This window comes from Streptomyces sp. NPDC048270 (assembly GCF_040652335.1).
In the GTDB taxonomy this organism is placed as follows: domain Bacteria; phylum Actinomycetota; class Actinomycetes; order Streptomycetales; family Streptomycetaceae; genus Streptomyces.
In genome coordinates this window covers 35191-47006 of the sequence record NZ_JBEZLV010000027.1, presented here as the reverse complement: position 1 = coordinate 47006, position 11816 = coordinate 35191, and the positions used below count along the sequence as shown (strand labels likewise).

Annotated in this window: 7 protein-coding genes and 2 pseudogenes; 2 read left to right on the top strand and 7 right to left on the bottom strand. The window is 74.8% G+C overall.

Annotation, left to right across the window (positions count from 1 at the left end; all coding sequences use genetic code 11):
- Positions 1-147 precede the first annotated feature (147 nt).
- A complete protein-coding gene (gene rpsT / locus AB0D66_RS23455; protein ID WP_069920239.1) occupies positions 148-414 on the top strand; it encodes a 30S ribosomal protein S20 in 267 nt (88 codons plus the stop codon).
- 174 nt (positions 415-588) lie between these two features.
- Here the strand turns inward: rpsT and holA are convergent, their stop codons facing one another.
- The gene (gene holA / locus AB0D66_RS23450; protein WP_362306736.1) at positions 589-1581 is read right to left on the bottom strand and encodes a DNA polymerase III subunit delta; all 993 of its coding nucleotides are present in this window, start codon (positions 1579-1581) and stop codon (positions 589-591) included.
- A gap of 76 nt (positions 1582-1657) precedes the next feature.
- On the opposite strand from holA, the pseudogene AB0D66_RS23445 reads away from it, so the two are divergent.
- Positions 1658-1899: pseudogene (locus AB0D66_RS23445) on the top strand (hypothetical protein).
- 14 nt (positions 1900-1913) lie between these two features.
- On the opposite strand, the gene AB0D66_RS23440 reads toward AB0D66_RS23445, so the two are convergent.
- The 6 genes and pseudogenes from AB0D66_RS23440 to leuS form a co-directional block, all read right to left on the bottom strand.
- Positions 1914-2774, bottom strand: coding sequence for a YceI family protein (locus AB0D66_RS23440; protein WP_362306871.1), 861 nt, complete (start codon positions 2772-2774; stop codon positions 1914-1916).
- Positions 2775-2934: 160 nt separating this feature from the next.
- Positions 2935-5313: pseudogene (locus tag AB0D66_RS23435) on the bottom strand (ComEC/Rec2 family competence protein); the annotation flags it as partial.
- A 92-nt stretch (positions 5314-5405) separates the two neighbouring features.
- Positions 5406-6566, bottom strand: a complete 1161-nt coding sequence (locus tag AB0D66_RS23430; RefSeq protein ID WP_362306734.1) for a helix-hairpin-helix domain-containing protein — start codon at positions 6564-6566, stop codon at positions 5406-5408.
- Between the two features lie 138 nt (positions 6567-6704).
- Positions 6705-7550 carry a DegV family protein gene (locus AB0D66_RS23425; protein WP_362306733.1) on the bottom strand — a complete coding sequence of 282 codons (846 nt, stop codon included), beginning with the start codon at positions 7548-7550 and terminating at the stop codon, positions 6705-6707.
- A 461-nt stretch (positions 7551-8011) separates the two neighbouring features.
- The gene (locus AB0D66_RS23420) at positions 8012-8734 is read right to left on the bottom strand and encodes a hypothetical protein (protein WP_362306731.1); all 723 of its coding nucleotides are present in this window, start codon (positions 8732-8734) and stop codon (positions 8012-8014) included.
- Between the two features lie 143 nt (positions 8735-8877).
- The gene (gene leuS, locus AB0D66_RS23415; protein WP_362306728.1) at positions 8878-11748 is read right to left on the bottom strand and encodes a leucine--tRNA ligase; all 2871 of its coding nucleotides are present in this window, start codon (positions 11746-11748) and stop codon (positions 8878-8880) included.
- Positions 11749-11816: the final 68 nt, after the last annotated feature.

Here is an 11816-nt window from a genome sequence, read left to right as displayed (position 1 = left end):
CTCCCATGGTCCCATGGACCGGGCAGTGCGCTCGGTTTGGGCTGCCCCGAGCGTGCCTGGTAGCCTGGGCAGCTGTGTCTCGTATGCCCTCTCAGCTGTCGAGGCACAATCCGAAGAACAAAACTCTGAACCTGAAAAGGCTCTTTCGTGGCGAACATCAAGTCCCAGATCAAGCGGAACAAGACGAACGAGAAGGCGCGCCTGCGCAACAAGGCCGTCAAGTCCTCGCTCAAGACCGCGATCCGCAAGGCCCGCGAGGCCGTCGTCGCCGGTGACGTCGAGAAGGCCACCGTGGCTTCCCGTGACGCCGCGCGTGCGCTCGACAAGGCTGTCTCGAAGGGTGTCATCCACAAGAACGCCGCCGCCAACAAGAAGTCGGCGCTGGCCTCCAAGGTTGCCTCCCTGCAGGGCTGAGCTCTCGATGTGAATCGCCGGTAAGGACCCAGCGGGCCCTCTCTTCCGCTCCTTCACCGGCACACCGCGCCGCACGCGGCCTGCGTTCGCCACGCGGGTGCGGCGCAACACCAGCAGTACGCGAAGGCCCCGGCCTCCACCCTTCCCCAGGGCGGCGGCCGGGGCCTTCGTGTGTCAGCGGCGCTGGGGGCGGGCGGCCCGAGCCACCGCCACGACCGCCTTCTCCAGCGCGTACTCGGGATCGTCGCCGCCGCCCTTGACCCCCGCGTCGGCTGCGGCCACGGCGCGCAGGGCGTCCGCGACCCCGTCCGCCGACCAGCCGCGCATCTGCTGGCGGACCCGGTCGATCTTCCAGGGCGGCATCCCGAGGTCCCGGGCGAGGTCGCCGGGGCGGGCCCCGCGCGGGGCGGAGGCCAGCTTGCCGATCGCCCGCACGGCCTGGGCCAGGGCGCTGGTGATCAGGACCGGCGCCACCCCGGTGGACAGGGACCAGCGCAGGGCTTCGAGCGCCTCCGCCGCCCGCCCCTCGACCGCCCGGTCGGCGACCGTGAAGCTGGAGGCCTCGGCCCGGCCCGTGTAGTAGCGGCCGACCACGGCCTCGTCGATGGTGCCCTCGACGTCCGCGCACAGCTGCGCCGCCGCGCTCGCCAGCTCCCGCAGATCGCTGCCGATCGCGTCGACCAGGGTCTGGCACGCCTCCGGGGTCGCCGAACGGCCCAGCGTGCGGAACTCGCCCCGTACGAAGGACAGCCGGTCCGCCGGCTTCGTCATCTTCGGGCAGGCGATCTCCCGGGCACCCGCCTTGCGGGCCGCGTCCAGCAGGCCCTTGCCCTTGGCCCCGCCCGCGTGGAGGAGGACGAGGACGATCTCCTCGTAGGGCGCGTCGAGGTACGCCTTCACCTCCTTGACGGTGTCGGCGGACAGGTCCTGGGCGCCGCGCACGATCAGGACCTTGCGCTCGGAGAAGAGGGACGGGCTCGTCAGCTCGGCCAGCGTGCCGGGCTGGAGCTGCTCTGAGGAGAGGTCGCGGACGTCCGTGTCGGCGTCGGCGGCGCGGGCGGCCACCACCACCTCCCGGACGGCACGGTCGAGCAGCAGGTCCTCCTGCCCCACCGCGAGGGTGAGCGGGGCAAGCGGATCGTCGGTGGGGTTCTTCCTGGTGGCCATCGGCTCCAGCATCCCACGCCGCACTGACAGCCCCCGGCCCGGCGGCCTCCCTCACCCGATACGTGAGAATGATCGTGTGAACGTGCGACATGTACTCGTCCTGCCCGACCGCGACGCCGCCGAGGAGGTGGCGCGGGAGGCCGTGGACGCTTCGGCCTCCCGGAGGAACCGCAGTTGGTGCGCGACGCCCTGGCGGGTGAGGACGACGCCGAGGACGCCCAGTGGCTGGTGGTCGTCGAGGACCCGCGGGAACTGCTCGACACCGCCGTGCTGGACGCCCTCGCCGCCGAGTACGAGGGCTGGCTGGAGGCCCCGTAGGGATCCGGCCCGGCTCAGGCCTTGTGGACGATCTGCACGTCCAGCTCCACTTCCACGCTCGAACCGATCGCCGCGATGCCGTGCGCGAGCACCGACTGCCAGGTCAGGCTGAAGTCCTCGCGCTGCAGTGCGGCGGTGGCCCGGCAGGCGGCGCGCGGCTCGCCCTCCAGGCCCGTGCCCAGGCCCAGGTAGTGCGTGTCCAGGGTGACCGAACGGCTGACCCCGTGCAGGGTGAGGGCGCCCGCGACGGTCCAGCGGCTGCCGCTGCGGTGGATGAACCGGTCGCTGTAGAACTCCACCGTCGGATACCGGGCCGCGTCCAGGAAGTCGCCGGACCTCAGGTGGTCGTCGCGCAGCCGCAGCCCGGTGTCGATGCTCGCCGCATCGATGATCACGTGCATGGAGGAGTCCTCCATGCGGTCGGCTATCCGCACCCCGCCGGCGAACGTGTTGAAGCGGCCGCCGATCCGCGCGAACCCGATGTGCCGGGCCGTGAACGCGATGGACGAGTGCGAGGGGTCGAGCTCCCAGTGGCCGGGCTGCGGCAGCAGCGGCGGCTCCACCGCGTCCAGGATGATCTCCCCGGTGCCGGGCTGCGCCGGGTCCCCCACCAGCGTCGCCCCGTGGAACGGCGCGTACCCCTCGGCGGTGACCGAAAGCCGGTACTCGCCCTCCGGCACCACCGCCGTGAACCCCCCGTACGGGTCGGTCTCGCCGCTGACGATGCGGCGCCCGATCGGGTCGGTCACCTCGAACGCGGCCTGCCTGACCGGCTGGTGGACCGTGTCGAGGACCCGGCAGCTGAGCAGACCCGCCGTCGGTGGCAGGGTCAGTGTCGCGGATATGGGCGGGCTGGAACTTCCGGCCGTCTCCATCCCCCGTCGGCGACCGAACATGGCTGATGCACCCCCGTGCTGTGTGGACTTGGACCGTTCTGGCGAAGACGCATTCGATCATGCTGTCGGGTTGTGGGCAAACAGAAGGGCCGTGCCCGGTATGCCCGTGTCGCTCCCGCCGCCGGCCGGCCGGAAAGACCCGTATCCCGGGGCCTGCGCCCGACACGGCGATCGACCCGTCGGTGTCGGTCCGCAGTACGGCCGCCCCCGAGGCCCGCAGCCGGGCGAGCGTACCCGGTGCGGGGTGCCCGTAGCGATTGGCCGCGCCGACCGGGACCACCGCGACCCGCGCCCGGATCCGCGCGTACAGGCCCGGGTCCTGGTGCGCGGAGCCGTGGTGCGCCACCTTGACGACATCCACCGGCCCCAGGTGCGGATGCTCCCTCAAGAGGGCCTGCTGCGCGGGTGGTTCGAGGTCGCCGAGCAGGAGCAGGGTCAGTCCCGGGCCCCGGACCAGCAGCGCGACGCTCGCGTCGTTGGGCCCCTCGGGCGGCGGCCCGGCCGCAGGCGGCCAGAGCACCTCCCACTCCAGCGGTCCGGCCCGGCGCCGCTCCCCGGCCACCGCCCGTACGACGGGCACGCCCGCGGCGGCCGCCGCCCGGTGCACCAACCGCGCCTGCCCGGGCGGCTCTTCCAGCGCCGTGGTCTGAATCACACCCACCGACCGGCCCCTCAGCACCCCGGCCAGACCTCCCACGTGGTCGGCGTGGAAGTGCGTCAGCAGCAGGATCGGCACCCGGTGCACGCCCAGGGCGCGCAGGCAGGCGTCCACCGGGGCGGGGTCCGGCCCGGCGTCCACCACCAGCGCCTCCCCCGGGCCGAGGGCCAGTACCGCGGCGTCCCCCTGCCCCACGGCGCACTGCACGTAGCTCCAGTCGGGCGGGGGCCAGCCGGTGAGCGTACGGGTCAGCTGCGGCGGCCTGAGCACGGCCAGGAGCAGCAGCACCGCCAGGGCGGAGCAGACCCGCCGCCGCCTGCCGAACCGGGCGCCGAGGAGCACCAGGGCCAGTGTGGCGGCGGCCAGCAGCAGCCCGCCGGCCGGCCCGCCCGGCCAGGCCAGCTCCGCCCCCGGCAGCCGCGCCCCGGCCCGGGCCACGGCGGCGATCCACCCGGCGGGGATCCCCGCGCACCAGGCGAGCCCCCGCGCGGCGCCCATCCACACCGGGGCCGCGGCGAGCGCCGCGAAGCCGAACACCGTCGCCGGGCCCGCCGCGAGCTCGGCCAGCAGGTTGCACGGCACCGCCACGAGGCTGACCCGGGCGGAGAGCACCGCGACCACGGGCGCGCACACCGCCTGGGCGGCCGCGGCGGCCCCCAGCGCGTCGGCGAACCTCGGCCGCATCCCGCGCCGCCGCAGGGCCGCGCTCCACCGGGGCGCCAGGGTGAGCAGCGCACCGGTGGCCAGGACGGACAGCAGGAACCCGTAACTGCGGGCCAGCCAGGGGTCGTAGAGGACCAGCAGCAGTACGGCGGCGCCCAGGGCCGGGATCAGGGACCTGCGCCGCCCGGTGGCAAGGGCCAGCAGCGTGACCGCCCCGCAGGCCGCGGCCCGCAGCACGCTCGGCTCCGGCCGGCACACCACCACGAAGGCCAGCGTCAGGGCCGCCCCGCACAGCGCGGTGGCCCGCAGCGACAGTCCCAGCCGGGGCGCCAGCCCGCGCCGCTCCGCCTGCTGCGCCCGGGCCGGGGGCCCGATGAGCAGGAACAGCACCACGGTCAGGTTGGACCCCGACACGGCCAGCAGGTGCAGCAGGTCGGTGGCCTTGAACGCCTCGTGCAGATCGGGCGGAACCCTGGAGGTGTCCCCGACGACCAGCCCCGGCAGCAGGGCCCTGGCATCCGGCGCGAGCCCCTCCGTGGCCTCGCGCAGCCCGGCCCGCAGCCGCCCGGCGAACCGCTGCGCGGCGTCCGGCCCGCCCGTCACCGCGGGCGGGGTGTCGCCGGCCGGCCGCAGCAGGGCCACGGCCTGCTCGCCGCCCCGCGCCCGGGCCAGCCGGGCGACGACCGCCACCCGGGTGGAGGGCAGCAGCCGGGCCCATCGCGGATGCCCGGCCAGCACCCTCACCGGGGTCTCGACCCGGGTCCGCGACCCGTCGGGCCCGGTCACGCCCGTCAGCACCGCGTCCAGCACCACCACCGGCGGCCCGCCGCCCCGGCCGCCGCTCCCGGCGAGGCGCGGATCGGAGGCGACGGTGAGCTCCGCGAGCACCCGGGCGTGCTCGCGGGCCAGCCCCGGCACCGGCCCGGCCCGCGCCTCGGCCCGCTGGAGCCCTGCCACGCCGGCCCCCGCACAGGCACACAGCAGGGCCGCGGCCACGGCCGGGGCGGCCCGCCACCGGGGCCCCGGGCTCCGGGACCCGACCAGGAGCAGCAGCCCCGCTCCGGCCACGCCCAGCCCCACCCCGACGACGGTCGCTCCCGCGGGCGCGTCCAGGGCGAAGGCAGCCGCCGCCCAGGCGGCCAGGGCCGGCGCGACGAGGCGCAGGTCCGCGGGCGCCGCGCCCCCGGGGCGGCTCACGGCCGCACCAGCGTCCGCAGGTCGGCGAAGCGCCGCTCGCCGATGCCGCGCGACCGGGCGCAGGTCCGCGGGCGCCTCGCCCGCAGGGCGGCTCACGGCCGCACCAGCGTCCGCAGGTCGGCGAAGCGCCGCTCGCCGATGCCGTTGACCTGCCGGAGCTCCTCCACGGAGCGGAAGCCGCCGCGGGCGGTGCGGAAGTCCACGATGTGCTGCGCCAGCACCGGCCCGACCCCCGGCAGCCCGTCCAGCTGCTCGACGGTGGCCGACCCGAGGCTGAGCGGGCCCGTACTCGGCCGATCGGAGCCCCCCGCCCCGCCCCCGTCCGGCGGGGGCGGGGCGGGGGCTCCGACCAGTACCTGCTCGCCGTCCACCAGCACCCGGGCCCGGTTCAGCCCGGTGGTGTCCGTACCGGGCCGCACGCCCCCCGCGGCGGCCAGCGCGTCCTCGACCCGCGAACCGGCGGGCAGCCTGCGTACGCCCGGGTCCCGGACCTTGCCGCCGATGTCGACGACGATCCGCGTGGGGGCTCCCGCCGGGGCCTGGGGTGTGGGCACCGCGGCCGGGGCGATCACAGCGGGCGCGGTGACCGGCCGGGGCCGGGCGGACCAGAACTGCTGCGCGGCCAGTCCGACCGCGACGACCAGCACCACTCCCACCGCAGCCACCGTGCGCGGCTCCACCGCGCAACGGGCCTGCAACCACACCGGCATCCGCTCCCGCAACGCCAGCCTCCGCGCGACACCGGGCTCCAGCCCGGCCCTCTCCCCCGCCGGGGACCGGGGCTCCGCCACGTCCGGCGCCCCGGAACCCGCCCCGTCCCCGACCGCGGGCTCCGCCCCGGACAGGGCCGCGGGCCCCGCCCCGGCCACCGGCCCGGGGCCCCGCTCGGGCAGGAGCCCAGGCTCCACCTCAGGCGAGGACCCAGGCCCCGCCCCGACCACCGGCCCGGGATCCCGCTCGGGCGGGGGCCCAGGCTCCACCTCAGGCGAGGACCCAGGCTCCGCCCCGGCCACCGGCCCAGGCTCCGCCTCGGGTGGAGGCCCGGGCTGCGGCTCGGGTGGGGGTGGCGGGCTGGTGCTGCCCAGCAGGGCTTCGGCCCGGCGGCGCACGGCCTCCGGGTCCGCTTGCGGGGGCCGGTGGCCACCGCGGAGGCCGGGGCCGCGGCGGTGTCGCAGACGGCCGTCGGAGAGACGGGTTCGGCCCGGGCCGCTGGTGGCGCCCGACGGATGCGGAGTACGCGTTCGAAGAGTCATGCCACGACGGTAGGGACGATTCCCGGCCCCCGTTCGGAGCCCTCAATTCCGGTGGACGACCGCCCCGTTGTGGATATCCGCACCACCCGTTCCGGTGAACCGTGCGGCACTCGGCCCCGGATTTCCGCCGCGTCGCGGTCAGCGCGGCGAGACCACCGCCGCGAGCAGCCCCGGGCCGGTGTGGGCGCCGATGACCGCGCCGACCTCGCTGACGTGCAGTTCGACCAAGCCCGGGATGCGTTCACGCAGACGCTGCGCGAGCTTTTCGGCGCGCTCCGGCGCCGCCAGGTGGTGCACCGCGACGTCGACGCTGCCCGACCCCGCGCGTTCCACGGCCAGCTCCTCCAGGCGGGCGATGGCCTTGGAGGCCGTACGCACCTTCTCGAGCATCTCGATCCGCCCGCCGTCCAGGGTCAGCAGCGGTTTCACGGCCAGCGCCGAGCCGAGGAGCGCCTGGGCGGCCCCGATCCGCCCGCCGCGACGGAGGTAGTCGAGGGTGTCGACGTAGAAGTACGCCGACATGTCCGCCGCCCGCTTCTCCGCGGCGGCCACGGCCTCGTCCACGGAGCCGCCCGCCTCCGCCACCTCGGCGGCGGCGAGCGCGCAGAAGCCGAGAGCCATCGCGACCATCCCGGTGTCCACGACGCGGACCGGCACGGGCGCGGTCCGCGCGGCGACCACGGCCGCGTCGTAGGTGCCGGAGAACTCGGCGGACAGGTGCAGGCTCACGATGCCGGTCGCACCGGCGTCCGCGGCCGCCCGGTAGGCCCGGACGAACTCCTCCGGGCCGGGCCGCGAGGTGGTGACCGAGCGGCGCTTCTGCAGCGCCAGGGCGAGGCTGCGCGCCGAGATCTCGGTGCCCTCCTCCAGGGCTTCGCCGCCGAGTACCACGGTGAGCGGGACGGAGGTGATTCCGTGCCGCGCCATGGCCGGTGGGGGCAGGTAGGCCGTGGAATCGGTGACGATGACGACATGGCGGGACATGAGCCGGAGGTTACCGCCAGTGGGGGCGGGACGGCAGCCTGGCCCCCTCGACAGCCCTCGGCAGGGCCCTCGCGAGGGCCATCGGGGGGCCGCCTCGGCGGGGACGCGGGCCGTCGCCGCAGTCCCCGGCAGGCCCCTCGGCGAACTCGGACTTCCACGGCAAACCCGGGGCGATCAGCGGGCCCTTCGGCGGACCCCTCGGCGGGCGCTCCGGCCCATGGCCCAGGGACGAGCGGCCGACCCTCAGCCAGCCCCTCAGCCCGCCCCTCGGCCGACCGTCAGCCCGCCCCTCGGCCGACCGTCAGTCCGCCCCTCGGCCAACCCGTCGCCCGCCCCCCGACCAGGCCCGACGACGGCCCGGGCCCCGGCAGCGCGCAGAGCCCATGGCACACCCACGGACCGCGCACCGCCGCATCCGCCCCGCGCACCCGCGCACCGCGCCCGCGCCCGCGCCCCCAGGCTCAGGTCGTGCTCTCCGGCCGACGCGCCTTCTGCCAGGGGTACTCGGGCGCCGGCGCGGCCTGGCTCAGAGCCGCGGGGCCCGACGCAGTCCCGTGCGCCTGGGCCGCGGTCGGTCCGGCCCCCTGTGCCTGCGCCGCGTCCCACGCCGCGGCCGCCGCCGCCAGGTCGTCCACCGGCTCGCGCGACCAGTCCCGCAGCGCCCCGGACTCCATCTCGATCTGCTCCGACAGGGTGGACAGGTCGTCCTCCGCGAAGCGCCGGGCCCGGTCCCGGGCCGCCCAGCGCAGCGAGTCCGCGGACTCGACGATCCTGGCCGTGCGCTCCCGCAGCTCCGGCAGGAGCCCGGCGGTGCGCTGCCGGTCCGGCTCCTGCTCCAGCCGCTTCAGCTCCGCGTCCAGTTCCCGGCCGTGCGCGCTCAGCCGCTGGAACAGCCCCAGGGACTCCTTCAGCGAGGCGTCCGCCCGGGCTCCCTCGGACAGCGCCTGCTCCGTGGCCCGCATCGAGGTGCGCAGGTCCAGCCGCAGCTGCGCCAGCGCGCCCACCACGCCGACCTGGCCGAAGCTCTTGGCCCGCAGGGTGGTGTCCTCCACCGTGCGCCGCGCCTGGCCGACGGTGCGCTCCACGCTCCGCTTGGCCGCCCCCACCGCCTTGACCGTGACGTACGCACCGAGGCCGACGACAGCCAGCAACATCAGCGCGAAGATGATCAACGCGGCCTCCATGGTGGCCCCTTTCCCCAGGCGTCAGCTCTTCCCCTCCACCGTAAACGCCGCGGGCAGGCCAGGGGTTCCAATCGAACCCCCAACCTGCCCGTACGGGATGTCCCCCATGGTCCTGCGCGGTCTCCCGCGGCGGACGGGTGGCGTCAGATGACGATGTTCACCAGCTTGGGCGCGCGCACGATCACCTTGCGGATCTCCGCGCCGCCCAGGGCCGCGACCACGGCTTCGTCGCCGACCGCCAGCTGCTCCAGCTCCGCGTCCGAGATCGTCGGCGGCACCTCCAGGCGCGCCTTGACCTTGCCCTTGACCTGTACCACGCACGTCACGCTCTCGTCGACGACGTACGCCGGGTCCGCGACCGGGAAGTCCTGGTGGACCACCGAGTCGGTGTGGCCCAGGCGGTGCCACAGCTCCTCCGCGATGTGCGGGGCCAGCGGGGCGACCAGCCGCACCAGGGCCTCGGCCACGGACCGCTCCAGCGGCCGGCCCGCCTTCGTCAGGGTGTTGTTCAGCTCGGTGATCTTCGCGATGGCGGTGTTGAAGCGCAGCCCGGCCAGGTCCGCGCCGGCCCCGTCGATCGCCTTGTGCAGGGCGCGCAGCGTGTCCTCGCCCGGCTCCCCGTCCACGACGGTGACCTGGCCGGTCTCCTCGTCGACGATGTTGCGCCACAGGCGCTGCAGCAGCCGGTACTGGCCGACCACGGCCCGGGTGTCCCACGGGCGCGAGACGTCCAGCGGGCCCATCGCCATCTCGTACAGGCGCAGGGTGTCCGCGCCGTACTCCTCGCAGATCTCGTCCGGCGTGACGGCGTTCTTCAGGGACTTGCCCATCTTGCCGTGCTCGCGCTTGACCGGCTGGCCCTGGTAGAAGTAGCCGCCGTCGCGCTCCTCGACCTCGGCCGCGGGCACGTAGACGCCGCGGGCGTCGGTGTAGGCGTACGCCTGGATCATGCCCTGGTTGAACAGCTTGTGGAACGGCTCCGCCGACGAGACGTGGCCCAGGTCGAACAGCACCTTCGACCAGAAGCGCGCGTACAGCAGGTGCAGCACCGCGTGCTCGGCGCCGCCGACGTACAGGTCGACTCCGCCGTGCGGGGCACTCGCGCGCGGGCCCATCCAGTACTGCTCGATCTCGGGGTCTACCAGCGCCGAGGCGTTGGTGGGGTCCAGGTAGCGCATCTCGTACCAGCAGGAACCGGCCCAGTTGGGCATGGTGTTGGTCTCACGGCGGAAGGAGCGGACCCCGCGCCCGTCGCCCAGGTCCAGCTCGACGTTGACCCAGGCCTCGTTGCGCGACAGCGGCGTCTCCGGCTTGGAGGCGGCGTCGTCCGGCTCGAAGGTGCGCGGCGAGTAGTCCTCGACCTCCGGCAGCTCCAGGGGCAGCATCGAGGCGGGCAGCGGGTGCGCGACGCCGTCCTCGTCGTAGACGATCGGGAAGGGCTCGCCCCAGTAGCGCTGCCGGCTGAACAGCCAGTCGCGCAGGCGGAAGTTGACGGTGCCCTCGCCGATGCCGCGCGCGGTCAGCCAGTCGGTGATCGCGGCCTTGGCCTCGACCACGCCCAGGCCGTCCAGCGAGATGCCGTCGCCCGCGGAGTTGACCAGCTCGGCGTCGTAGGCGACGAAGGCCTCGTCCCACTCGGCCGGGTCGGTGCCGCGGCCGTCGGTCGGCTTCACGACGCAGCGCATCGGCAGCTCGAAGGCGCGCGCGAACTCGAAGTCGCGGCTGTCGTGCGCCGGAACGGCCATGATCGCGCCGGTGCCGTAGCCCATCAGCACGTAGTCGGCGATGAAGACGGGGACCTTGTCGCCGCTGACCGGGTTGACCGCGTACTCGCCGGTGAAGACGCCGGTCTTGTCCTTGGCCTCGGCCTGCCGCTCGACGTCGGACTTCGAGGCGGCCTGCTTGCGGTACGCGGCGACGGCCTCGGCCGGGGTGGCGTGGCCGCCGGTCCACACGTCGTGGGTGCCCTCGGGCCAGGCGGCCGGGATGAACTTCTCCACCAGCGGGTGCTCGGGCGCCAGCACCATGTAGGTGGCGCCGAACAGGGTGTCCGGGCGGGTGGTGAAGACGGTGACCGCCTCGTCGCCCAGCGGGAAGTCGACGCGCGCGCCCTCGCTGCGGCCGATCCAGTTCCGCTGCTGCAGCTTGATGGCCTCGGGCCAGTCCAGCGCGTCCAGGTCGTCCAGCAGCCGGTCGGCGTACGCGGTGATGCGCATGTTCCACTGGCTCAGCTTGGACTTGAAGACCGGGAAGTTGCCGCGCTCGGAGCGGCCGTCCGCGGTGACCTCCTCGTTGGCCAGGACGGTGCCCAGCCCGGGGCACCAGTTGACGGGCGCGTCCGAGGAGTACGCCAGCCGGTACTCGTTCAGTACGTCGGCCCGCTCGCCCGCGGTCAGCCCGGCCCACGCACGGCCGCCGGGAACCTCGCGGGAGCCGCTCTCGAAGCCGGCGACCAGCTCGGCGATGGGCCGGGCCTTCCTCGCGTCCGCGTCGTACCAGGAGTTGTAGATCTGCAGGAAGATCCACTGGGTCCACTTGTAGTAGTCCGGGTCGATCGTCGCGAAGGACCGGCGCTTGTCGTGGCCCAGGCCCAGCCGGCGCAGCTGGACCTTCATGTTCTCGATGTTCGCCTCGGTCGACACGCGCGGGTGGGTGCCGGTCTGCACGGCGTACTGCTCGGCCGGCAGGCCGAAGGCGTCGAAGCCCAGGGTGTGCAGGACGTTGTGCCCGGTCATCCGCTGGTGGCGGGCGTAGACGTCGGTGGCGATGTACCCGAGCGGGTGGCCGACGTGCAGCCCCGCACCGGACGGGTACGGGAACATGTCCATGATGAACTTCTTGGGCCGCGCGACCACGGCGGGGTCACCCGCCAGGTCACCGGTCGGGTTCGGGGCCTCGTACGTGCCCTGCGCGTCCCAGGCGTCCTGCCAGCGTGCCTCGATGTCGGCGGCCATGGCAGCCGTGTAACGGTGTCCCTCGGCCGCCTCGGGGGCCGGGGTGTTCGTCTCGCTCATGATTCTGAAGCTCCATCGATCGTCTCTGCCGTCTCTGCCTGCCCAAACGAAAAAACCCCTCGCACAGG